Annotated in this window: 20 protein-coding genes and 1 pseudogene; 12 read left to right on the top strand and 9 right to left on the bottom strand. The window is 66.4% G+C overall.

Annotated features, from left to right (window positions below):
• The first annotated feature begins 30 nt into the window (after positions 1 to 30).
• The 4 genes from ADL25_RS34265 to ADL25_RS34250 all read left to right on the top strand — a co-directional run bounded on the left by ADL25_RS34265 (position 31) and on the right by ADL25_RS34250 (position 5,378).
• Positions 31 to 2,838: an NACHT domain-containing protein gene (locus ADL25_RS34265; protein ID WP_234381154.1), complete on the top strand. Its 2,808-nt coding sequence runs from the start codon at positions 31 to 33 to the stop codon at positions 2,836 to 2,838.
• A 556-nt stretch (positions 2,839 to 3,394) separates the two neighbouring features.
• Positions 3,395 to 3,736, top strand: a complete 342-nt coding sequence (locus ADL25_RS34260) for a hypothetical protein (protein ID WP_234381153.1) — start codon at positions 3,395 to 3,397, stop codon at positions 3,734 to 3,736.
• Positions 3,737 to 3,849: 113 nt separating this feature from the next.
• Complete coding sequence (locus ADL25_RS34255) at positions 3,850 to 4,542, top strand: hypothetical protein (protein WP_059131793.1); 693 nt, start codon at positions 3,850 to 3,852, stop codon at positions 4,540 to 4,542.
• 302 nt (positions 4,543 to 4,844) lie between these two features.
• On the top strand, positions 4,845 to 5,378 hold the full coding sequence (locus ADL25_RS34250; protein ID WP_059131792.1) for an NUDIX hydrolase: 534 nt from the start codon (positions 4,845 to 4,847) through the stop codon (positions 5,376 to 5,378).
• A gap of 13 nt (positions 5,379 to 5,391) precedes the next feature.
• Here ADL25_RS34250 and ADL25_RS34245 read toward each other — a convergent pair whose 3' ends face one another.
• Positions 5,392 to 6,717 carry a helix-turn-helix domain-containing protein gene (locus ADL25_RS34245; RefSeq protein ID WP_059131791.1) on the bottom strand — a complete coding sequence of 442 codons (1,326 nt, stop codon included), beginning with the start codon at positions 6,715 to 6,717 and terminating at the stop codon, positions 5,392 to 5,394.
• Between the two features lie 123 nt (positions 6,718 to 6,840).
• Here ADL25_RS34245 and ADL25_RS34240 point away from each other — a divergent pair, with 123 nt between their 5' ends.
• From ADL25_RS34240 to ADL25_RS34235, 3 genes are all read left to right on the top strand, one after another.
• Positions 6,841 to 7,440 (top strand): hypothetical protein, encoded by a 600-nt coding sequence (locus ADL25_RS34240; RefSeq protein WP_059131790.1) that lies wholly within the window; start codon positions 6,841 to 6,843, stop codon positions 7,438 to 7,440.
• A gap of 159 nt (positions 7,441 to 7,599) precedes the next feature.
• Positions 7,600 to 7,764 carry a hypothetical protein gene (locus ADL25_RS49305; RefSeq protein ID WP_159045063.1) on the top strand — a complete coding sequence of 55 codons (165 nt, stop codon included), beginning with the start codon at positions 7,600 to 7,602 and terminating at the stop codon, positions 7,762 to 7,764.
• Between the two features lie 332 nt (positions 7,765 to 8,096).
• On the top strand, positions 8,097 to 8,756 hold the full coding sequence (locus tag ADL25_RS34235; RefSeq protein ID WP_059131789.1) for a hypothetical protein: 660 nt from the start codon (positions 8,097 to 8,099) through the stop codon (positions 8,754 to 8,756).
• A gap of 314 nt (positions 8,757 to 9,070) precedes the next feature.
• Here ADL25_RS34235 and ADL25_RS50975 read toward each other — a convergent pair whose 3' ends face one another.
• From ADL25_RS50975 to ADL25_RS34220, 3 genes are all read right to left on the bottom strand, one after another.
• Positions 9,071 to 9,337, bottom strand: coding sequence for a hypothetical protein (locus ADL25_RS50975; RefSeq protein WP_059131804.1), 267 nt, complete (start codon positions 9,335 to 9,337; stop codon positions 9,071 to 9,073).
• Positions 9,338 to 9,547: 210 nt separating this feature from the next.
• The gene (locus ADL25_RS52335) at positions 9,548 to 9,982 is read right to left on the bottom strand and encodes a DUF4760 domain-containing protein (protein WP_420711392.1); all 435 of its coding nucleotides are present in this window, start codon (positions 9,980 to 9,982) and stop codon (positions 9,548 to 9,550) included.
• A 128-nt stretch (positions 9,983 to 10,110) separates the two neighbouring features.
• Entirely contained in the window at positions 10,111 to 12,324 is a 2,214-nt protein-coding gene (locus ADL25_RS34220) for a DUF262 domain-containing protein (RefSeq protein WP_059131787.1), read from the bottom strand.
• A 233-nt stretch (positions 12,325 to 12,557) separates the two neighbouring features.
• On the opposite strand from ADL25_RS34220, the gene ADL25_RS34215 reads away from it, so the two are divergent.
• The 3 genes from ADL25_RS34215 (at position 12,558) to ADL25_RS46870 (ending at position 15,531) form a co-directional block, all read left to right on the top strand.
• Positions 12,558 to 14,249, top strand: a complete 1,692-nt coding sequence (locus ADL25_RS34215) for an ISAzo13 family transposase (RefSeq protein WP_059131786.1) — start codon at positions 12,558 to 12,560, stop codon at positions 14,247 to 14,249.
• Positions 14,250 to 14,610: 361 nt separating this feature from the next.
• Entirely contained in the window at positions 14,611 to 15,210 is a 600-nt protein-coding gene (locus ADL25_RS34210) for a hypothetical protein (RefSeq protein ID WP_059131785.1), read from the top strand.
• 72 nt (positions 15,211 to 15,282) lie between these two features.
• Entirely contained in the window at positions 15,283 to 15,531 is a 249-nt protein-coding gene (locus tag ADL25_RS46870) for a transposase (RefSeq protein WP_324614086.1), read from the top strand.
• Between the two features lie 14 nt (positions 15,532 to 15,545).
• On the opposite strand, the gene ADL25_RS34205 is transcribed toward ADL25_RS46870, so the two are convergent.
• The 4 genes from ADL25_RS34205 to ADL25_RS34185 all read right to left on the bottom strand — a co-directional run bounded on the left by ADL25_RS34205 (position 15,546) and on the right by ADL25_RS34185 (position 19,277).
• Positions 15,546 to 16,064, bottom strand: a complete 519-nt coding sequence (locus tag ADL25_RS34205; protein WP_059131784.1) for a DUF2716 domain-containing protein — start codon at positions 16,062 to 16,064, stop codon at positions 15,546 to 15,548.
• A 1,401-nt stretch (positions 16,065 to 17,465) separates the two neighbouring features.
• Positions 17,466 to 17,876 (bottom strand): hypothetical protein, encoded by a 411-nt coding sequence (locus ADL25_RS34195; RefSeq protein ID WP_059131782.1) that lies wholly within the window; start codon positions 17,874 to 17,876, stop codon positions 17,466 to 17,468.
• A gap of 376 nt (positions 17,877 to 18,252) precedes the next feature.
• A complete protein-coding gene (locus ADL25_RS34190; RefSeq protein ID WP_079050753.1) occupies positions 18,253 to 18,981 on the bottom strand; it encodes an IS3 family transposase in 729 nt (242 codons plus the stop codon).
• On the bottom strand, positions 18,978 to 19,277 hold the full coding sequence (locus ADL25_RS34185) for a transposase (RefSeq protein WP_059131803.1): 300 nt from the start codon (positions 19,275 to 19,277) through the stop codon (positions 18,978 to 18,980). The genes ADL25_RS34190 and ADL25_RS34185 overlap by 4 nt, the downstream gene beginning before the upstream one ends.
• On the opposite strand from ADL25_RS34185, the gene ADL25_RS34180 reads away from it, so the two are divergent.
• Complete coding sequence (locus ADL25_RS34180; RefSeq protein ID WP_159045061.1) at positions 19,261 to 19,794, top strand: ATP-binding protein; 534 nt, start codon at positions 19,261 to 19,263, stop codon at positions 19,792 to 19,794. The two genes, ADL25_RS34185 and ADL25_RS34180, sit on opposite strands and share 17 nt — an antisense overlap.
• A 72-nt stretch (positions 19,795 to 19,866) precedes the next feature.
• Here ADL25_RS34180 and ADL25_RS52330 read toward each other — a convergent pair.
• A pseudogene (locus ADL25_RS52330) lies at positions 19,867 to 20,374 on the bottom strand (DinB family protein).
• A gap of 523 nt (positions 20,375 to 20,897) precedes the next feature.
• On the opposite strand from ADL25_RS52330, the gene ADL25_RS34170 reads away from it, so the two are divergent.
• The gene (locus ADL25_RS34170) at positions 20,898 to 21,779 is read left to right on the top strand and encodes an HNH endonuclease family protein (protein ID WP_199839256.1); all 882 of its coding nucleotides are present in this window, start codon (positions 20,898 to 20,900) and stop codon (positions 21,777 to 21,779) included.
• Positions 21,780 to 21,895 lie beyond the last annotated feature (116 nt).

Raw genomic sequence — 21,895 nt, 5'->3', positions numbered from 1 at the left:
ACCGTGGTCCAGGCCAGGTATATCGGGCGCTTGACGGTCTTCGGCATACCAATTCACCTCTCCCCGCTCTCGGCGCCGGCCGCGGCAGTGCGCTGGATCGCCGCGGCCGTCCTGGCCGGTGGCGGAGTGGCCGCGATGATCGCCGGTCTGTCCGGGCCACGCGGCAGTGCCACGGCGTTGCTGGTGATCGGAGGGCTCGGCGCCGTGGGCGCCGGGCACGCGCTGGGCTCGACTACCCGTCAGCGCCGTCTGCTGTCACACGGCAACCACCGCAACGTGGTGGCGAACCGGGTCGAGGCCCTCGTCAAGGGCCTTGCCGACGAGCAGCGGCGGCAGTGGCGAGACGAACTCGTGGTCCGCCGCGTCCAGGGCCGCCTGCTCCTTCCCGTCATGTGTCGGGCCGCACCTGCGAACCTTTTCGACCACTGGGCCAACATTCGCGGCCAGGACGACGGGACCCCGCTGGATCTAACCGGCGACGTGGCCGATCTCGACCGGGTCCTCGCCCGTGTACCCTCCCGCCGTCTGGTCCTCCTCGGCGGACCCGGAGCGGGCAAGAGCGTCGCCGCGCTGCGGCTCGCCCTGCGTCTACTGCAACATCGCGGCCAGGGCGGCCGGTTACCGGTGGTCCTGCCCGTCGCATCCTGGAACGCCTCGACGACCGGTCTGTGGCGGTGGGTGGCCGAACAGCTGACCATCGAGCACCCCGAACTCGCGGCACCCACAGGGGCGGGCCGCACCCTCGCCGACGAGGTGGCCCAGCCGGATCGGCTGCTGCTGGTCCTGGACGGCTTCGACGAGATCCCCGGTCCGCGGCGCGCCGCCGCGCTCAGGGCACTCAACGAAGGACTCGACGAGCACAGCCACCTGGTGCTGACCAGCCGCACGGAGGAATACCGGAGGGCGGTAGGGGATGCCGACGTGCTGAGGGCCGCACCGGCCCTGGAACTGCGCCCGTTGTCGGTGGCGGAAGTGGTCGAGTGCCTGCGCACCAGCACCCGGCGTACGGAATCGGACGGCTCCGGCCTATGGTCAGAGGTGATCACGTGTCTGCGGCAGGGCACCGGTGAGCACGCCCAGCGGCTGCGCACGGTGCTGGTCTCCCCCTTGATGCTGGGTCTGGCGCTCTCGGTCTACGCAGCGGCGGACGCGCATCCAGCCGAGCTCCTGGACGCCGCGGCGTTGCCCAGCCGCGCGCGCATCGAAGCCCACCTCATGGGGCGTCTGGTGCCGGCCGCGTACAACCCGCCGCCGAACGTGGGGCCGCCTCCGCGCTGGCGTGCCAAGGACGCCGAAAGGTGGCTTCGCGGCCTCGCAGAGGACGCCGTCCGTAGCGGCGCCCCTGGCGGCGAGCTGGCGTGGTGGCAGATGTACCGGCGGTGGGCAGTCGCCGCGACGGCCGGCGCGGTCGTGCTCGTCCACGCCGCGACGGTGGCGCTCACCGCGGCGCTGCCCCTGCACGGCACGGTGCGGTGGCTGGGGATCAGCTGCCCGTTCTGGGCGGCGCTGGCACTGGCGGGCCTGCTTCCGCTGGCCGTTGCCCTGACGGACGTCCACCTCGCGGAACCCAGGCCGGTGCGGCTGAGTGTCCGGCCGCGGCTGCCCGGGATCGCGGCGCGTGCGCTGGCGGGCGCGGCCAGCGTGGCCTTTGCCTGGTTGTCGAACATACCAACCGAGGAGCACCCTTATCCGACCGGTTTGCCGGTGCCGTTCGCGCTCGTGATCTCGGTGTTCTTTCTGGTCCGTGCGACGCCGACGGCAGCAACGGACATCAGTTCGGGCACGCCGCGGGCACTGCTGCGCACCGACCGGGCTTCGGCGCTGACCGCGGCCTTCAGCCTCGCGGTGTCCGGACCGCGCCGCTGGTGTCTGGAGGCGCTGGTCCTTCTGCCGATCCCGCTCCTGGTCACCTGGCAGGGCCACGGGGGCGCAGGCCAGACCGGGGTCGCGGCGTGGGCCGCCGTCAACGGTTCCGCAGCCGTCCTCACCTTCCTCTACGGCCTGACTGCCTCGGCCTGGGGTCGCTTCGCCTTGGCGCGCGTACTGCTGGCCCTGACCCGGCGGCTGCCCTGGCGAACCCTCGACTTCCTCGACGATGCCAGGGACCGGGGGGTGCTGCGCCTTTCCGGGGGCGCTTACCGCTTCCGCCACTCCCGGCTGCTGGACCATCTGGCCGGACCGCAGGCACCACACGCCCTTGCCCCGTCCTGGTCTGCGGGAGTGCTCGCCCGCTGGCCGGCCCCACTGGTGGCCGGTGTCGCACTGGCCGTGAGCGCCGCGAGCCTGACGGGCGCCATTGGTGGTACGGCCCGCCCGCCAGGACCGTACCGGGCGACGCCCTCCGCCTGCTCGCTGCTCGACTCGGCGGCGCTCGTGGCCGCTCTGGGCGGCGCTCCGGTCAGGGACTTCGACCCGCCGGTGGACGGCGGCATGTTCGACACGGAAGCCTCGGACTACGGCGTCACGTGGTGCAGTTGGCACGCGGCTAACGGCTCAAGGCTCGGGCTGGCCGCGCAGACCGTGGCGTCCACCGCTTCCCTCGACGCCACCGAGGTGGCCGTCCAGGATTTCGCCTGGATGATGAACACCCCGGACCGCCACCCCGACGTGGATCCCGAGGCCCGTCCCTGCGACTGGCGCCATGAGCACGTCGGTCTGGTGCCCCCGGAGGCGGACGCCAACCATTGGGAGAGTCTCCTGCTGCTGTGCGGAAATGTCCTGGTCGACGTCGAGTACCTCCCAGCCACCACGGCCCGCCCGCCCGGCGGCACTTATGAGACGGCCCAGCGGCTGCTCATGGGCGTGACCGTGAAAGCGCTGCGTCCCAGCAGCGGATGACGCGGCATAACCTCGAAGGGCGCGCCCCCCCCGGCTGCCGCCGAACGGGCGCGACCCAGTTGTGGCGACCAGCCTGGCTCCCCTTTGCCGACGGCGGAGCCGCCGAGATCAACCCCGCCCTCGACCACCTCCTCCGCGAACAACACCTCCACCGCTAATGGACCGGCATCCGCCACCGCATTCGCCACCGCGGCGTCCGCACCGCCATCCTCGGCAGCGCTTTACGAGTTGGTGGAGGTCAGCCAGCATGCTGACGGCGGACTCGGGTGCCCGCACCTCCGGCTGGAGCGCGGTCGGGGTCACGTGCCGGGTGAAGTCGAAGAACGCGGAGCAGCCCCTGCTCCCCCGCGCGAGCGCCGCGACCTCGCCGGCCAGACCGTCGGCGGGAAGGCCAGACGTACGCCGTCGAGCATCTCCTCACGGATCTCGGCCTACCCGGGAGCGCCGCAACGCGCCGGTCACGGCATGCCGTGACCGGCGCGTGCTGTGCGAGGGCTGTGCCGCTCCGCACTAATCCGAGCACCTCTGATCTTTCCTGAAAGGCATACTTCTCATGATGACGACGAACACCCGGCGGATTCTCGACCTCGCCGCGGCCGCACCGGCCAGAGACGGCGAGGACCTGTTGCTGCTCCTTCGCGAAGCGAACGAGCTGTACCAGGAGGGCTTCGAGGTCTTGCGTGGCACCGTGGCGGGACGCTTCTCCGGGCTGTCCGCCGGGGAGCTCGTGGCGGCCGCGAACGCGGCCGGCATGCCCTGCGACGTCTCGCAGGACCCCGCCGAGCTGCTCCTGCTGCTTGCCCTGGCCAAGTGGGAGATGACTCCGGCGGCCATGGCCTATTCAGAGATGGCAGAGGACGCTGCCCGCCGCGGCGTCAGCCTCATCCCGGAGGAATGACGCCAGAAACGGGCCGGGACGGCTCAGAGGCTGGACACCCCTCCAAAACATACGCCATTATATGTGTTGCGAGTCGGGCAGGCCGGCTCCGTGACGATGGGACGGTTCCGGTCATGACTGCCCGATCCACGCCACAGATCGTCGAGGCTGCGGAGATCGCCGCGGAGCGCGGGCTGACGCCGGCGCGCATCAGTGCTCTGTACCTCGAGCGGGAGACCAGTGGTTTCCCTGAGGTCGTCGGTCACCGCGGCCGCGCCCGCCTATGGGACAAGAGCGACGTCGATGCGTGGTTCGACCAGCGCAAGCCGCCTCGTCTGCGGGAGCACAAGCCGCCGAAGCTCGATCCCGACGAGCTGCTCACCGGAGCTCAGGCTTCCAGGTTCCTCGGCTACAAGAACCCTCAGCAAGTCAACACCTATGTACGGGACCACCCCGGCTACTTTCCCGATCCCGACGCCGTCGAGGAACTGGGCACCCCTGAGCGGCCCTACCGCCGGCCGAAGTGGCGGGTGAGGACGCTTCTGCAGTGGAAAGACTCCCGCCCGGGCAGCGGGAAGCGCAGTGTCGAACGTGCAGCGCCGGCCCTGCCGGACGTGCCCGTCGACGGTGACCCGGACGAGCTGCTGGGTGCATCGCAGGCGGCGGCTCTGCTGGGATTCAAGAGCGTGAACTCCTTCAGCAGCAGTCTGGGCCAGGGCAACCTGCCCCTGCTGAAGACCGTGGACGCCACGTCCGAGAAGGGCGGGCGCCGCCGGTGGACCCGCCGGCGCATCCTCGAGCAAGCCGCGCAGCGCACAGCCAGGTAATACAACCGGCCGGTGGCCGTCTCGGCCCACCGCCCCCTATAGACGCGGCATCCGGTTATGGGTTGTTGGTCCCTTGCGGACCGGGTGTCGCACGATGGCCGGCATGGCGTGGCTCGCCACCACACCCCGCAGCAGCTTCGGCTGCTGCGGACCGGCCATCGCCGAACTTCCGCTGCTGCTACCGCCCTCCGCGTGTACCCGTCGAACGAGGTGCTCTGCGCTGGCAACAGCGTTCGACGCATCGGCCCGATGCTCCAGTTGCTCTGCGATCCTGGAGCCAGGAGACGAAAGGGGCCGCGTTCATGCAGTGGAAAACCCATGGCGAACGGCAGATCTATACGAACCACTGGGTGAACCTGTGTCTGGTCGACGTCCAGCAGCCGGACGGACGCCGTTGGGAGCACCATGTGGTACGTCTGCGGCATCTGGCTGTAGCAGCCGTGGTCAACGATCGCCGTGAGGTGCTGATGATGTGGCGGCACCGCTTCATCACGGATGCGTGGGCGTGGGAGCTGCCGATGGGGCTGATCGAGGACGGGGAGAGCCCTGAACAGGCCGCGGCTCGGGAGGTTCTCGAGGAGACGGGTTGGCGTCCGGGGCCGCTCAAGCCGTTGATCTATGCCGAGCCGGCCAACGGGATCACGGACTCGCAGCATCACCTCTTCCGCGCCGACGGTGCGACGTACGTCGGTGAGCCGACGGAGAAGAACGAGTCGGATCGGGTCGAGTGGATCCCGCTGGCTGACGTGCGGGGCATGATCGACCGCCGAGAGATCGTGAGCAGTGGGTCGCTCGTCGGGTTGTTGTATGTGCTCATGGACGAGGCGATCCGCTGAGGTGCCGTTCGCCTCACAAGGTGAGCAGTTCTCGCAGGCGCGCTTCGAATACGGCAGCTGCGGGTTCTCTTCTGTGCGGCTCCAACTGGTCGTAGAACTCCCGGAGGTGGCCCGTCACTCGCTGGGATGCGACTGCTGAAGCCTTGTCCAGGGCTTGTGTGGCGGTGCGGCAGGCCTGGTCCAGCTTTCCTTGCTGAAGCTGGGTGCGTGCCAGCCAGAACGCGTGGAATGCGTGGCCTCGCTGGTTGGCGCTGTTTTCCCTGCGGAGGGCGTCGGCGATCAGCGGCTCGGCTGTGGCTGCCTCGCCGAGGCGGCCGTGTGCGATGCCTGTGTCCACGATCAGTTTGGGCTCGTCGAAGTAGGCCACCCAGGGCGGATCGGCGTCGCCCGGCTGGATGCGCTCGAATTGGTGGTGTGCCTCGGTGATCGCGGCATGCGTGGCGGTCCGGTTGCCGAGCGCGGCTTGGGCGAACGCTTCCCTCATGGCCAGCATCGACCGTACGCGTGGGGTGGTCCCTGGAGTTGTATGGGTCTCGTCCTGGGCGGCGCTGACGTAGGCGAGGGCGTCTGCGGGTTTGTCCTGGTAGGTGGCCTGCAGGCTCATGCACGCCAGCACGTTGGCCATGAACTGCCGGTCGTTGATCTGTTTGGCCAACTGCAGGGCCTCACCGAAGTACGAGCGGGCCTGGCTGTACTGGCGGGCGTCGAAGTGCGTCCAGCCCGTGAGGCGTGCCAACTCGGCCGCCACCGCGTACAGCTCCTTCTGGACAGGCTCCGAGCGGGTCTCTTTCAGGAGGTCGATGACGTAGCGGAGTTGGCCGACCACCGCAGGCCGTAACGCTTCGCCGCCATGCTGGTCGTCTCGACGCCAGTAATCCTCGATCGAAGCGCGCAGCGCCTGGAGAGTGGAGGGGCTTGGGCTGGTGCGGGTGGCCTGCGCGAGAAAGCTCTCCACCTCCGCCCCCGGGAGGACGGCTGGAGGTTCGGCCTCGAGTACCGGCTCTTGCGCAGCGGACGGTTGGCGCTCAGCCGTGGCCAGAGCCACGGGTGTCTCCCAGGAACGTCGTGCCAGTCCGAGCATGTGGCCGGGGATCCGCAGTCCGTCGGCCACTCGCTCGATGACATCGATGTGCACCAACTGACGTCTGCCTGCCATCACTTCGCCGACCCGGCTGGGCGTCAGGTCGCACCGGCGGGCGATCACCGAGGGGTAGATCCCCGCGTGGATCTTGATCAGGCGGAATACGCGCGCGAAATCACGGACACGGCATGCGTCGAGCATCTCCGGGTCGGTGAGCAACCTGGTCGGGAGCTCCGGCGGTCGGGACGGCTCGGTCATGGCGATGCTCCCATGGCTGAAGGCTACCCAACGTCGCTTACTGTCACTTACGGGTGAGGTTACCCACGTTGGGTACCCAGTCGGACCTTTCTGCCGGGATCCCGCGATCGCAATGCTCTGAGCATGGCGAACGAACAGATGACTGCTGCTGCCGACGAGGTGTCGCCCGGCGGTTCGGGACCGGTGCGCGCTCACCGTGAAGGGATGCAGGCCCCGGCCTACACGGTCGAGCGGCCCAGCGCGGTCCTCCCGGCCGTGCACACCGACGCTCTGGAGCCCAACGCCGAGAGCAGCGCGCAACACGATCGCCTCCACCCCCGCTGGGGACGAGAGGCGACGGCCGTCACCACCGAACACTCTCACGCCCAGCACACCGGGGACACCTGCGAGCCGGTGGACATCGCCAAGGTGATCGGCGCAGCACATCGGGCGGAACAACTCGCCACCACAGACCCCACATCCAGTCCGGCCCGGGCCGTTGCCGCCGAGCTGAACGGCTACCTGCCGGCCCTGCTCGCAGCGGCGGAATACCGGCTGAGCCGCATGAGGAGCGGCACCCCGGCCGCCTCGCGGGCGCGTGACGTCCTAGCCGACACCGTCAGGCACGCCAGATCGGTGTACCTGGCCGAAGAAGGCGGCGAACTGACCAACCCCACTGCACGACTCCACCTCCTGGCCGGGGCGTGCCGGCTACTGCACCACAACCTCGAAACCAGCTGGTAGCCCATCGACGCTCCTCCCCGCCTGTCTCCCCCTCGCCGTTCAGCGTGTCCGGGGGCTCAAACGGGGCGGCCCCGCACCCGACCGCGCATCCTCACCGCGGCCTCCCAAGGGCGCGGGGCCGCCCTCCCCCTACCACCCCCACATCCAAGGACACCCCTTGTGGCGAAAGCACCGAAAGCGACACGGCTCACCCGATTCGAGCGATGGCGAGCCCGCCGGCCCAACCGCTCCCGCGTCATCGAGACCGCCGTCATCCCCCTGCTGATCGGTGGCGTCGTGATCGCGTTCGCCGCCTTGCTCTGGCAGCTCGCCACCGGAAACTAGGAATGTACGAGGCCCTGACCGGCGTGGAAATGTGCCTGGCCTGCGACCAGCCGGTCCGAGACCGTGAGGACTCGACGCCCTATGGGCACGTCAGTGCCTCCGGTGGAGCCGCCTGCGCGGGCCGCGTCCACACCCGGTGCGCCCACGTGCTGCGCCACCGATCACGAAAACCCGCGCCCCGGGGAACACAGGCCAGAACCTCCGGGCGCGCTGCGGGGGCAAGGCCCTGCCCACACCCGCCCTCCTCAGGCCTCCACGCCCCGGGCAGATCGAGCCCGGGGTGGCACCTCGCCGCACCCTTCACACACCCTCACGTCGATAGGAACCGTCCGATGAGCGCCAGCACAGCCAGCGCAGCCAACCCGGCCACGAGCCGGCTCGTGCCCTACATCACCAGCCGCGCCGGCGAACGCCCCGACCTGCTGCTGTCCCTGCGCATCCAGCACGGCCCCGACGGGCACCTGCAGCTGGGCTACTGGAACGAGCTGAAGGCGGACCGTGACCTGCGGGGGGTGCTGTGGGGCCGCTGCTCCCAGACGATCGGCGCTGACGGCCTGCCCACCGGGCGGCCGAGATGGCGGATGGTCCATCCCTCCCGCCAACGCGAGTGCATGCAGCAGCTGCGGTGCCAGGTGTGCGCCCACAGTGCCCGTCCCCGCCACGGCGTGATCTTCCTCGCCGGACCAGGCGAGGTGCGGCCGCAGGAGGCGGTGGTGCGTACCGCGCAACCCCCCGTATGCCCCCAACACGCCCGTACAGCGGCGGAGCACTGCCCCCACCTCGACGGCCGGCCGACCGTGTTCCTCGCACAGAGCGCACCGCTGTACGGAGTGATCGGCACCCCCTACCAGTACAGCGACGACGGGCTGCAGGCGTTATCCGCCACCGACGAGGCGCTCCCCTACGGGCATCCCGACCTGCGCTGGTTCCTCGCCTCACAGATGGTGCGCAGGCTCCGTGCCTACACCGTCATCACCCTCGACGACCTCTGACTGCCCTGAGCCGCGCGGCTCCCCGAGTCCCCGTCCCCTGCCTCAACGCTCCCCCGCCGTAAGGCAGGGGGCGGGCCCCCACCCTGGTGCCGGGCCGCCATCCCCTCCCCCATCCGGCCGGCACCAGGACCCCGCCACAGCCACCATCGGTGCGTCAGACACCGACACCCGGCCTGGCGCCCGTTCCCGGACGGGTGGCTTGGCCGCGCGCCGGTTCCCGGCGGTGTCACAGGCGTGGATGCTGGGAACGCCTTGGTCCTGTGAACGTGCTGCCTGCGCATATGGTCCCGCCCTGGTTCCCTTCGGGCGCACCTTCAAGGGATATCTCCGCACCAGTCGAACAGACGCCCATCCGCCTGCCTGGACGCATACAGGGCCCGACCGCCCGGACCGTACCGCCCTATCTCCGTGCGCAAGGCGACAACTTCAGCCAGATCATGCGCAGACCAGCCCGTGACATCCAAGAGCAGACCGTCCAGCGGGCCCGCCACCAACTCCCCGTATACACGCCCGTGCCGTGGCCCGGCGTACTCGTGATCGGCCCCGTAAACCCGACCCCGCATGAACTCCAGCTCATCCATGCTCACCAGGGTTGCAGCCGCCACCGACAGCCCCCTGCCGTTACTCAAGCCGTTGTACACGACATCGCGCATCACAATCCGTCCCCCACGGAACGCGACGCGATAGAGGTCCGAAGCCCGCCCGGCTTCGGGCCTCTGCTTATACCCGAGACGCACGTCCTGCCCTGGCGACCGCGCGGCATCCGGCTCACTCGGCGAGTGCCATGCCGCTCATGGATACCTGCCTGCCAGCGCAATCGTGTGCCTGGCATAGGAAGGCTGGGTAAGGCGTCGACGATCAATGAAAGGCTGGACCTTCGCAATGATCAACGGCACGCTGGGGAACAGGTCCACCACATCGTCGCACTGGACCAAACCTCGCCTGACCAGGAGTGCAACTAGCTCTAGCTTCTGCAGCAGATCCTCGAGAGCCTCTTCGTCATCGCCAGTCAAGGCTGTCGCATCCATGATCCCACCATCCCGGATCCGTCGCCGCATCCGCCGTAAGTCTGGCGCCTGATACTCCTGGTGAAGGACGACGAGTGACTGTATAGCGCGAGCGTGCCTGGCCTCTCGCACCTGTGCCGCAGCATAGCCGCAGGCAACGGTTACGATCACCGCGCTGAAAGCGCTGCTCACCGCAGCTGTCGCATCCCAGGCAGACATATCCCTCCCCGAATCGGCCGTCAGAACCATGAGTTACCCAGACCCTTCGCCTTACTGAGCTGACGGCGTGGTCGTCAGGTTCTCCGCCGCGGGTCTTTTCCAGGTCAAGAGTGTTTAGCTGGGCTTTACTACAGGGCACCGGAAGCTGCTGCGTGATCGCGCAGGGTTCGCAGGCTGATGCGTACCCCCGCCTCGTCTTCGATGTGCCATTCGTTCATGCCTTGGCAGCTCTTGGTACCGCGGGCGACAGCGCCGGCTTCGTCCACCCGGCCGTAGGGGGTGCCTCCGGTTGCGGTGAGGATGATGCCGCCGTCTTCGTCGATGGTGGCCCAGTGATCGGTGGATCGGTAAGTGAGCACGATGCGTGTTCCGGGCGTGAGAATGTGGGCTGCGACCATCCTGGCGACATCCGTGCGGCGACGCCCTGGAGCTGGCCTGCGCGGCGCAGCTACTGGACATGCCTGGGCAGCTGGCTCGTCGGAGCCGTTGTGCTCACTGGGCAAGACGACGGGCATGCCGAGACGCTCGGGGTTCCAGATGTGTTCGAACAGGCGCAGATACAGCTCCTGGCGGGTCTGGACTACGGAGGTCATCGTCTCCCGAGGTCCGAACGACCTGAGGACTTTGTCGATCTTGTGGGTCTTAATGAAGTCGCGCAGCAGCGGGTTTCGTTGGTCATACCCGGGGGCGATGATGCCCAGCAGGACATTGCTGCGGGCGTAGTAGACGGCCTTGTCGTTGAGGGGGAGGTCGTTGATGCTGGAGTTTTCACGCCCCATCAGCAGGCCGAGGCCGCCCAGTTGGTTGCGGCGGCTGCGGAAGACGACAGCGTCGGGTATCTCCTTGTCCACGCGGTGGTGGTGGTTCGCCCACAGGTGTTCGATGTGGAACCGGTCCCGGTCGAAGTAGGCGAGCACGTCGTGCGGCCGCTGGCAGGCTTCTTCGACGTAGGCGGTGGCCCGGGCCAGCAAGTACCGGATCTGATGGGCGTTGTTGCCCCGCAGCCCCAGAGTGACCGCGTCGCGTATCGCGCCTCCGTCTTGTGTGACGAGGTTGCTCAGCACAGAGGCGACGTCGGCCACGGTGTCGCACCTACGCAGGAGTGGGACGAGCGTGTGGTGGACCAGGTCGTCGGCGTCGGCCGACTGAACGGGCAGGTCCTGCAGGACCCTGAGGGCGTACCAGCGGTCCATGTAGGCGGCAACGAGGCGTCCTTTGTCTTTGGCGTCGGAGGGTCGGTCGTCGGGATCGATGGCAGCGAGGATGGCGACCGTCTGGCAGGTGAGTCCGTTGCGTTCGTTGAAGAGCACCGTCTCCAGGCGGTCGCCGTCCTTCTTGAGTTCGCGGCCCGCTGCCAGGAAGGGCCGGAACAGCCTGGCCGACTTCAGCAGGTCCTGGACGAAGCGCAAGAAGTTGTCGGGACGCTTGGGTACCAGCCCCAGGTGTGCGGCGTTTTGGCGGACCCACACATTGAGGTTGCTGTCGATCTGCCGGCGGTCGTCGTCCTGGCCCGCGCGTGCGCAGCGGGCCAGGAGGAAGGCTTTGATGTAGCGGGAGGCGGCCGTGGTGTCCTCGCGGTCGGTGGCCAGTTCCCGGAGCATCTCCTGCCATTGGGTGTTCAGCTGGTCTTCATTTTCTCCGACGTGGGACAGCAGGTGACTCTTGAGGAGGTCCACGGCGGTGAGGCGGGCCCCGCGGTCGTTCATCGTCTCGAACATGCGGTAGCCGTGATCGGAGTTGGCCGCCCGGATCCCTACCAGGACCACCCGGTCCAGCAGCCACTCGGTGAACTGGTGAAAGTTCTCCGCGTCGAGATCTTCCACGAGCTGGGATTCGATCTGCTGGCTGCGTGCCCACAGATTGCGGCGGGATAGCGAGTCACCGGCACCCGTTTCGTACTTACGGGACTCGGCGACAGCCCGCAGGACGGGTTCGTGATCGGTGATGCCGACCGAGAAGTGCTCTCCGTCGGTCGTGATCACCCGGTTGAGCCGGTCGACCGCCCTGAAGTCCCCTCGTTCCTGTGCCGATAGCCGCAGTTGCAGGAAGAGCAGATGCAGCGTGACGAACCGTTGCTGTCCGTCGACGAGGTAGCGCCGGTTCTTCGATGGCTCGTAGTAGACGAACGGTCCCATGAAGTACTGCGGAGCGGTGTGCGGCCGGCGCAGGTACGCCGGATTCGTTGACCAGTGCTTGAACGATCCGCACAGGTCCCTCAGCAGAGTGCGGACTTCCTCTTCCCCCCAGGTGTAATCACGCTGGTAGTAGTCGATCTCATAGGCCACCTCACGGAACAGCTCCTTCAGGCTGAAGCCTTGGGACCTGATCTCGTCCGAACCCATGACACCACTCCCCACCTGCCCGGCGTATCCCCTTATGCTCGCAACTCCCCCCAGCGCCGTACAGACTGCGTGCGTGCAGGCACTGCTGGGTCGCCCGCCGGAAGAGCCGACGAGAGAGGGTCAGCGCATGGACAAGTTCGCCTGCCTGGTGCGCTCCGGGCGAGCTGCGGGGCCGCTAAGGGCCCGTAAGGAATCAACACGTTGCTTCGCGGTCTCCTTGTCGTTGGTGTGGTATGCGCATACCGAGCGAAGTTCGTGACCAACTTGCCCTGAGGTTCGGGGCGTTGTTCCCTCATCTCAATGAGCGGCAGCAGCGGCTGGCACTGGCCGCCGAGGCCCGGCTGCTGGGGCATGGTGGGGTTCGGGCCGTCGCGCGTGCCGCAGGGGTGAGCGAGACGACGGTGCGGAAGGGCGTCTTCGAGCTGGAGGGCGGTGAGGACCCGCTGCCCGATGGCCGGGTTCGCCGGGACGGCGGCGGTCGCAAGAGCGCCGAGGAGCTTGACCCGCTGCTCGTTCCAGCTCTGTTGGCGCTGGTCGAGCCGGATGAGCGGGGCGATCCTATGTCGCCGCTGCGCTGGACCACTAAATCGCTGCGGTCTCTGGCCGGGGAGCTGGCCCGGCAGGGCCATGCCGCCTCGGCGCCGACCGTGGGCAGGTTGTTGCGGGAGAACGGTTTCAGTCTGCAGGCCAACGCCAAGACCCTCGAGGGTGCTCAGCACCCTGACCGGGACGCGCAGTTCCGGTACATCAACGACCAGGCCAAGGACCATCAGGCGGACGGTCAGCCGGTGGTCAGCGTGGACACGAAAAAGAAGGAAGTCGTCGGGGAGTTCAAGAATGCCGGACGTGAATGGCGGCCGGCCGGTGATCCAGTGCGGGTTGACGTCCATGACTTCCCCGGTGATGCCTTGGGCAAGGCCCTGCCCTATGGCATCTACGACCTGGCGGCTGACACCGGCTGGGTGAACGTCGGCACGGATCACGACACCGCGGCCTTCGCAGTCGAGTCGATCCGCCGCTGGTGGAACGGGCAAGGACGCCTCGACTACCCCCATGCCAGACGTCTGCTGATCACGGCCGATGCCGGTGGCTCCAACGGCTACCGCACCCGCGCCTGGAAGACCGAACTCGCGGCTTTCGCCGCCGAGACCGGTCTGTCCGCCACCGTCTGTCACATGCCTCCGGGCACATCGAAATGGAACCGGATCGAGCACCGGCTGTTCTCCGCGATCACGATGAACTGGCGCGGCCGCCCGCTGACCAGCCACGACGTCATCGTGAAATGCATCGCCGCGACCACCACCCGCACCGGTCTCACCGTCCACGCCGAACTGGACCCCGGCAGCTACCCCACCGGTGTGAAGGTCAGCGACGCCGAGCTGAACGCAGTGCCGGTTACCGGACATGCCTTCCATGGCGAATGGAACTACACCGTGCACCCCCACCCCGCCAGCCCGGCCACCCCCACCGGACCAACGCCCGAGCCGGCGGCGGTCTTCGACCGTGGTGCTCTGGCACACCCCGCACTGACCGGCATGACCCGCACCGCACTGACCGAGCTGACCAAGACGCTGACCCCCGACTGGCAGAAGCTGCAGAAACAGGACGCCACCACACGACGCGACGGCGGTGAACGACGCCGGGCCCCGGGCGGCGGCCGCAAAGCCAAACTCGACCTGGCCGACCGGGTCCTGGTCACCGTGCTGCAACAAAACCTCGCCCTGCCACCCACTGTGCTGGCAGACCTCTTCTCCGTCAGCAAGGACACCATCCGCCACACCACCAGCGAGATCCGGCGCCTGATGGACCAGCACGCACACACACCCCGGCCCCCAGCAGCACACCTCAACACCCTGGCAGGGCTCCTCGTCCATGCCACCGCACACGGCGCGACCCTCACGACGAAGACCAAACCAACGCGTTGATTCTTTACGGGCCCTAAGGGCGTGCAGAAGAACAACACGCTGATGTCCGATTCGCGTGCGCCGTCATGTGGTACGCGGCTCGCTGAGCTGCAGGATCTGCCTGACCGCCGTCATGGACGCCATTCTCTACAGTGACGGCTGGCGCCGCATCCTTCCTAGTCGCGGATGCCTACCACAACGATCGGCCCCAGAACCGGAATCAGCGTGTTCTTCTGCACGCCCTAAGCCGGAATCGCCGCCGTCCTGATCTGCTACCGCAGACTTGCGAAGGTCATCAACTCGACGTGATCCGTAAAGTACGGCCCTATATGACGCGGCCCACCGCGATGGACCGCGCCGCGCACACACCGTCGAGGAACTCATGACTGACTATCTGGCTGCCGCGATGGCGATGCTCGGCCCGGCCCAGAACCGCTATGCGGACCCAGCTGCCTGGGACCGTCTCCACGCAGAGCTCGGCATACAACTGCCTCCCGACTACAGGGTCCTTGTGGACGCGTTCGCCCCCCTTCAGATCAACGGACACCTGTACCTCTCCCACCCTGCGACAGAGCGGTGGAACCTGGGCCGAGACATCCGGAGCAAGATCAAGGCGTGGTCCGAGGTGCCGTGGGACGACCTCGATCTCGACGCAGATGAGGACCCCCGCCAGCTCTTCGGACTCGACGAGCTGAGCTTTGGCACCCGCAACGGGCTGTGGCCGATCGCGAGCACCGACCGAGGAGAGACCATCTTCCTGCTCGCTGCCACCGATGCCCCAAGGCTCCTGGTGAACTATGACGAAACCTGGGCAGAGCACCACATGAGCTTCGCGGAATGGCTCTACCGCTACCTCATCGGCGAAGACATGACCGGACCCAACAGCTCAGCCTTTTACCCCGGCCCCGTGCAGTTGCAGCGCCTCCCTATGCCTGCCGACGAACACCCCGAACCTTGGTACGGCCCAGACCGCGGCATGTGAGAAACCAGCGCTCTCTAGTCACAGCGACAGCCCTAATGAAATCACCTCTTCGCTCGCGCCTTTACGGATCTGGTGCGGCATCGCCGTGGCACGATGCTCGGTCTCTGGATCCGGGAGGCAGAGCAATCCAGCCTCGGACGGATCAGATCGTTCGTCAGCTTCATGCGGCAGGACTTCGAAGCGGTGGCGGCCGGTCTGACCCTGCCATACAGCTCAGGAGTCGTTGAAGGTCATGGCTGCCGCGTGAAGCTGCTCAAAAGGAGCATGTACGGACGCGCCTCGTTCGCATTGCTACGTGCATGCGTTCTCGCAAGGCCATGATCCATAACTCAAGCTCAGGTGGGATCTACTACCTTGCCGGCCCGGCGGATCGACGGCCCAAGAACTTTATCGACCTCCGTTGATACGGAGTTGAGGAGTACCTCACCGAACAGGCAGAGGGACTCTTCCCAAGGATGCCCGAAGCTGCCCATGCGGAAGTCTTCCGAAAGGTAGATGTAGTAGTCACCGTCGGGGTACGGGCTCAGTGGCCAAGCCGGTTGCCCAGGGCCGCCAACCTCCTGCGGGGTAAAGCGGTACGACGTGTGCTGCCAGTCGAGCGCGAACAGCGTGCCCTGCGGGCCGATGCAGGAGGCCAGGCCCTGCTGGACCACCTCGACCAGGCGGTCCAGACGCTCGTAGTCAGGTTTGTCGGGAAGTGTAGCCAGGCTCCAGGTGACCGACGCGGCGGGCTCCTTGATGGCCGGCCATTTGAGCGAACTCACACTCGGCTGGAAGCTGAACTCCTCGTAGAAGCGGTCCCAGACGCGTCGGTACTCAGCCTCTGGCAGGGCGGCCACGGATTCTTCCATCATCGGTCGATCCTATCGACTCGCCTGGAGTGAGCTCACTGCTGGAACGGTCACGAAAGCGCGGACAGAACCGACTTCAGAGATTCCCGTCATCAGCGCTCCGCACCTCCGTCGAATGGGCCGGAAGGGCTTGCAGAAGAACACGCTGATTCCGGTTCTGGGGCAAGACACCCGACGGTGTCCGCCAGCAGATCTGGGCACACCTCCTGGTCCACCACGCACTGCGCGAACTCATGCTGAGAACGGCTGCCACCCGTGGCCTGGACCCTGATCGGGTCTCTTTCACCGAGACCCTGCGCTCTGCCCGGCGCAGCGTGACCGTCACGCCGGGCAGATTTCCCCCTGACCTCCTGGTCAGAGCACTGGTGATGCTCGAGCAGGACCTCCTGGAACGACTCCTGCCTGTCAGGCTCCGCAGCCAGCCCCGCGTCGTGAAACGCAAGATGTCCAACTACCACCTCAGACGAGCCGAGCATCGTGCCTGGCCGCAGCCGACCCGCACCGGCATGCAAGCCGTCCTCGTCATAAGACCCCAACCGACGAACCCGTAAATGCAACGGCATTGCCCTTAGCCCAGGACTGCGGTGGGGCCTTTTCATTGGAGGCTGCGGCCCGCCTCAGGCTGCTGACGGCAGAGCCGTCCGGTCAACGGTCAAGCGCGGGCAGTTCGACCGGGTGCGCCTGGTCGACGAACCGACCACCCAGCGCTTTGACAGCCAATGAGCACAGAACGGCCGCCACCGATTCCTGCTGACGCCTGGCTGCTGTGACCGACGCACTCGGCAGTCGACCGACAATCACCGTGCTGACCGATGAGCAGGTCGTGTCGGGAAGCCGGCCGATGGTGTACGAGTACCGGCCGTCCGCGCCTGAGTGATCAGTGGGGCATGGGATGGTCGTCGCGGAAACTTCCCGTGCCGAGCCTTACAGCGACGGCTACCACCGTCCTTGCCATGAGGAGGGACTGTCAGACAGCAGTGCCGGGGGAATTCTCCGGGTGGCTGGCAGTCGTCAGCTATAGCGGCGCCTTATCAGCTATCTCGCGCAGAAGATCTTTATATTCCGAGTGGCCACTCACATAGCGGCAATTCCCGCTCGTCGAGTTGACGACAACTCCGGGGCTTCCGCCAAATTTCGGTCTTCCATCCGGAGCCGATGGATTCACGGTTATTTGGAACAGATAGAGACCAGAGTTTGAGATTCCTCGAAAGTGAAACCCCCAGCTCGATCCATCAAGCTCAGGAAAAGTGCGAGATCCGAATTCTTGCGCAGCAAGTAGGGCGGCTTCCAATGTGACCACTGTGCACCACCTCTGTGTCTATGAATTCCAGGGATCGATCCTGCTCGGGAATCCTCTTGAGCCCGCTCAGGTACGGCTCTCCAGGGGAGGCCGCCGGTGAGGATTCACAAGGTCCCGATTCTCCTAAGCTCGACCAGGTGACGGTCAACAGCTGCAACCTCTTCTCGAGAGAGCACAGGAGCAACCCACTGACCGGAATCACCGTGAGAAATGAATTCTTCTGGCAGCTCTATCCCGTAGTGCTCCACATAGTCAGCCGTGTCGAGCCTCCAGAAGAACCGACCATCACTCATGATGGCGGTGCCGCCGGACCGGGAGAACTTGTTACCCAGAACGTCCTCAGAGAACCCCATCAGTGCAATGATGGGCGTGCCGGAGCGAAGGTATTGTGCGATCTTTCTCCGTTCCTTTTTCAGGATCACATCCACCTTCTGCCGGAGCTCGTCAGCATGTTCCAAAAAGGCGGACTGACTCGCGATCCTGCCGAATATCCCCAAGGGAGCAACGTTCGTCATGCGAAATTTCCAGACAGTAGGCACGACTCCTTCGGTGGAGAGGAAGGCACCTTCCTCTCCACCGAAGGATAGAGTGACATCACGACATTTCTGATTGCATCTTACCGGCTACTGCATCCCCCAGGGTACCGGGGCGCCGTGAGGTCCGTCCGGCCACTCCCTAACGGTACCCAAGGCGGGGTCCAGGTCCACCTGATGCTTGCTCGCACCGGTTATTTTCACACCCATGACTTCCTCGAGCTCCGCGGCGGAACCGCAGGCGGAATGGCAAGTGACGATCTGAATGGGACCTCCGTTGTAATGTGGATTCTCACGGACTAGCTGGGCTATCTGCTCGGGATGGGTGATGTAGTCGTCCACCCGAAAATTACCCATCTCATCCCCGTGAACAATCACGTCGTGGCCCCTGGCGCCGGTCGATCTCAGAAAATTCTGGCCCCACCCATTCGCATTCCGGAATCGCGCCTTCCCAGTCGTCGACGCAGCGGTCGGCCCAGGTGTATTCGCTGCCGCGGTCACTGTGGACCACGCAGCCGGGCTCCAGATTCCCTCGGCCGTAGGCCATGTCGAGGGCGTCCACAACGAGTTCCGCGCGGTGGTGATCGGCCATGGCATAGCCGACGACCTCGCGGGTGGCCAAGTCCAGCCAGCAGGCGTGGTAGAGCCAGCCCTCGGCGGTGGGCAGGTAGGTGATGTCGCCGACCAGCTTGATCCCGGGCCGCTCGGCGTGGAAGTCGCGGCCGATCAGGTCAGGGGCCGGCTTCGCCTTCTTGTCGGGCCGGGTCAACGAGCGGTGCTTGCGCCGGGTGACGCCTCGGATGTCGCGCTCGCGCATCACGCGGGCGATGCGCTTGCGGTTCACCCGCCGCCCCAGACGCCGCAGTTCGGCGTGGATGCGTGGGACACCGTAAGTGCAGCGGGAGGCGACGTGCAGCACCGTGATCTCGTGCGCGAGCGCGTCGTCGGCGACCTGCCGGGCATGGCGGGCGGCCTCGCCATCGCGCCACGCGTAGTAGGAGGAGCGGGCGACGTCCAGCACCCGGCACAGCAAAACGATCGGGTAGTTCGCCTTCTCCGCGTGGATGAACCGGCACAACTCGCTCACCGGTCGTTCTCCTTCACGAAGAAGGCGGTCGCTTTTTTAAGGATCTCAATCGTCTGCTGCTGCTCGCGGTTCTCCCGCCGCAGCCGGTGGAGCTCCTCGCGCTCGGCACTGCTCAATCCGCCGGGAGTGCCCTCGCCCCGGTCCGCCTTCGCCTTGCGGTACCAGCCACGCAGAGACTCGGAGCTGATGCCGAGTTCCCGGGCGACCGCCGTGACCGTCTTGCCCGAGGAGTCGACGAGCGCGATCGCGTCCCGCTTGAACTCTTCGGTGTACCGCTTCGTGTACTTGCTTCCCACCTGGTGCTACTTCCTCTGGAACCTCAGGTCCCAGTCTCCAGGTGTCCACGATCAAGGGGAAGGTTCACTGTGTCTGATCGGCGACTCGGGGACCGGCAAGTCGCACCTGCTGATCGCGCTGGGCACCGAGGCCGCGATGGCCGGCTTCCGGGTCAAGTACGTCCGCGCGACCAAACTCGTCAACGAGCTCGTCGAGGCCGCCGACGAAAAGCTGCTGACCAAAACGATCGCCCGCTACGGACGCGTGGATCTTCTCTGTATTGACGAGCTGGGCTACATGGAGCTGGACCGGCGTGGCGCCGAGCTGCTGTTCCAGGTTCTGACCGAGCGCGAGGAAAAGAACAGTATGGCCATCGCCTCCAACGAGTCCTTCTCTGCGTGGACCAAGACGTTCACCGACCCGAGGCTCTGCGCGGCCATAGTGGACCGCCTCACCTTCGGCGGCAACATCATCGAGACCGGAACCGAGTCCTACCGCCTCGCCCACACCAAAGCCCGCGCCGAACAAGCTCAGTAGCAGCGGGGAACGGCACGGTGGGCCCCACTCCGTGTCCGTTCCCCGCCCGGCCTCACGCAAGGCGGGTCGTGACTACTCTCCGGTGGCTCCGTCGATCCGCTCGCGGAGCAGGTCAGCGTGACCGATATGCCGCGCGTATTCCTCGATCATGTGGGTGAGGACATAACGGAGGGTGAACACCTCGTCGCGCCACTGCACGGTGGCGTCCAGGGACTCGGCCGTTTTCCACGATCGCGCAGGATCGCGCGCACGCCGCCTGCCAGACCTTGAACGCCTCGTCGGGCTCGGCCGAGTCAATGTCGAACTCGGCGAACGTGCCATTCACCGTCCCCGGCCAGTAAGCCCGGACATCTTCGCCGTTCCACACCACCTGGAACCAGCTCCGCTCGACCTCGGCCACATGCCGGACCAGCCCGAGCAGAGACAGACCCGACGGCGGAACCGCCCTTTCCTTCAGCTGCATGGCGGTCAGCCCTGCGCACTTCATCATCAGGGTCTCGCGCTGATGCTGCAGGAAGCCGGTCAGCGAGGCACGCTCACCGGCTGTCCGCGAAGGTTCGGTCCGCTGGTGATCACTCATCCGGGCATCCTGCCAGGGGCCCAGCTGCCGAAGCTCGCCCTTTTCGCGCGATAGGGCCAATCGGCTCCTTCACGACGAACCCCCCGCCGGACGATCTACACCCCAGACTGCCGCCTGCCACCAGCACGAGCACCCCGAAACGGGGCCACACCACCCCGCTGACCAGCCACTTCAAGATGGCGCAGCCTCAGGGAACCTCTCCCCTACCGATCAGCTGATGTTGCTACCCGTCAGGGCGTCCAGTAGGGCGATGGCCTCACGGCGGCTCAACAGGTCATGGAAGCGTTCGTTGCGGAAGGTTCGCAGGCACGCGTAGCAGCTGCTCTCGGGGCCGCATTCGCAGGCTTCCACCCGAGTAAGCGCCGCGTCGAGGACCGGTTCGAGTCAGACCAGCCAGCAAGTATGCGGTGCAACGCCTTAGCGTTGCGCAGAACGGACTTCTGCGCGTCCGTTGGGCGGGCGGACGTTCCTGGTCGTCGTCGGCACACCGGACTTGGACAGCGCGCATCGCATCTTCAGCGTCATGAACTCGCGCGGCCTGGACCTCTCGCCCACGGACATCTTCAAGTCGCTCATTATTGGCGACCTGGACGAACGGACCGCTCAGGAGTGCGCCCGCAAGTGGGAGGACGCGGAGGAGGCCCTGGGCCGGGACGACTTCGCCGACCTCTTCCTTCACATCCGGATGGTGTTCGCCACGCGGCGAGGGGAGCGCGAGTTGCTGAAAGAGTTCCCCGAGCAGGTGCTCAGCCACTATCTGCCCGGTAGGGCCAAGTCGTTCGTCAACGATGTCGTCGTGCCATACGCAGATGCTTACGTACAGATCCGCGACGCCAGTTACTCCGCAGCGTCGGGAGCCGAGCAGGTGAACGCCTGGTTCAAGCGCCTGCAGCAGATCGACAACAACGACTGGCGGCCCGCTGCCCTATGGGCCCTGCGCACCCACGGAAAGGACCCCGCCTGGCTCGACGCCTTCTTCAACGCCCTAGAGCGGCTTGCGGCCAGTATGTTCATCCGCCGCGTCTACACCACTCCCCGCGTGACCCGGTACGCCGACCTGCTGCGCGAACTCAACGCCGGCAGAGAGCTGGATGCACCGTCGTTCATCCTGACCGACACTGAGAAGACCGAGACGCTCGATCGCCTGGACGCAGACCTGTACCTCGTTGCAAGGACCCGCAAATACGTACTGCTGCGGTTGGACGAGATGCTTGCCAGTAAGCCCGGAGTCTCCTACGACCACCCGCTGATCACCGTCGAGCACATACTGCCGCAAAACCCCAAGCGCGGCTCGGACTGGCTGCGGCACTTCACCGACGACCAGCGCCAGCAGTGGACGCACCGCCGGCCGAAAAGAAGGCCAAGTACTTCACCGGCAAGCATGGCGTCTCCACCTTCGCGCTGACCAGCCAGGTACTGCAGCATCAGCAGTGGACCCCGGAACTGCTACACAAGCGACAGCAACGGCTCCTGGGCCTGCTAGCCGACGAATGGGATTTGTAAGGCGGCCGGCTGAGCCGT

The organism is Streptomyces sp. NRRL F-5122, from assembly GCF_001507435.1.
GTDB classification, from domain to species: domain Bacteria; phylum Actinomycetota; class Actinomycetes; order Streptomycetales; family Streptomycetaceae; genus Streptomyces; species Streptomyces lannensis.
Note: the sequence above shows the minus strand (reverse complement) of the source record. Positions and strands in the feature narration are given on the sequence as shown.

What these genes read in the sequence shown, in the direction of transcription:
- ADL25_RS34260 (WP_234381153.1), top strand. Translation starts at nt 3,395, where the DNA reads ATGACGACGAACACCCGGCGGATTCTCGACCTCGCCGCGGCCGCACCG.
- ADL25_RS34255 (WP_059131793.1), top strand. Translation starts at nt 3,850, where the DNA reads ATGACTGCCCGATCCACGCCACAGATCGTCGAGGCTGCGGAGATCGCC.
- ADL25_RS34250 (WP_059131792.1), top strand. Translation starts at nt 4,845, where the DNA reads ATGCAGTGGAAAACCCATGGCGAACGGCAGATCTATACGAACCACTGG.
- ADL25_RS34245 (WP_059131791.1), bottom strand. Translation starts at nt 6,717, where the DNA reads ATGACCGAGCCGTCCCGACCGCCGGAGCTCCCGACCAGGTTGCTCACC.
- ADL25_RS34240 (WP_059131790.1), top strand. Translation starts at nt 6,841, where the DNA reads ATGGCGAACGAACAGATGACTGCTGCTGCCGACGAGGTGTCGCCCGGC.
- ADL25_RS34235 (WP_059131789.1), top strand. Translation starts at nt 8,097, where the DNA reads ATGAGCGCCAGCACAGCCAGCGCAGCCAACCCGGCCACGAGCCGGCTC.
- ADL25_RS50975 (WP_059131804.1), bottom strand. Translation starts at nt 9,337, where the DNA reads ATGGATGAGCTGGAGTTCATGCGGGGTCGGGTTTACGGGGCCGATCAC.
- ADL25_RS52335 (WP_420711392.1), bottom strand. Translation starts at nt 9,982, where the DNA reads ATGTCTGCCTGGGATGCGACAGCTGCGGTGAGCAGCGCTTTCAGCGCG.
- ADL25_RS34220 (WP_059131787.1), bottom strand. Translation starts at nt 12,324, where the DNA reads ATGGGTTCGGACGAGATCAGGTCCCAAGGCTTCAGCCTGAAGGAGCTG.
- ADL25_RS34215 (WP_059131786.1), top strand. Translation starts at nt 12,558, where the DNA reads ATGCGCATACCGAGCGAAGTTCGTGACCAACTTGCCCTGAGGTTCGGG.
- ADL25_RS34210 (WP_059131785.1), top strand. Translation starts at nt 14,611, where the DNA reads ATGACTGACTATCTGGCTGCCGCGATGGCGATGCTCGGCCCGGCCCAG.
- ADL25_RS34205 (WP_059131784.1), bottom strand. Translation starts at nt 16,064, where the DNA reads ATGATGGAAGAATCCGTGGCCGCCCTGCCAGAGGCTGAGTACCGACGC.
- ADL25_RS34195 (WP_059131782.1), bottom strand. Translation starts at nt 17,876, where the DNA reads ATGACGAACGTTGCTCCCTTGGGGATATTCGGCAGGATCGCGAGTCAG.
- ADL25_RS34170 (WP_199839256.1), top strand. Translation starts at nt 20,898, where the DNA reads ATGAACTCGCGCGGCCTGGACCTCTCGCCCACGGACATCTTCAAGTCG.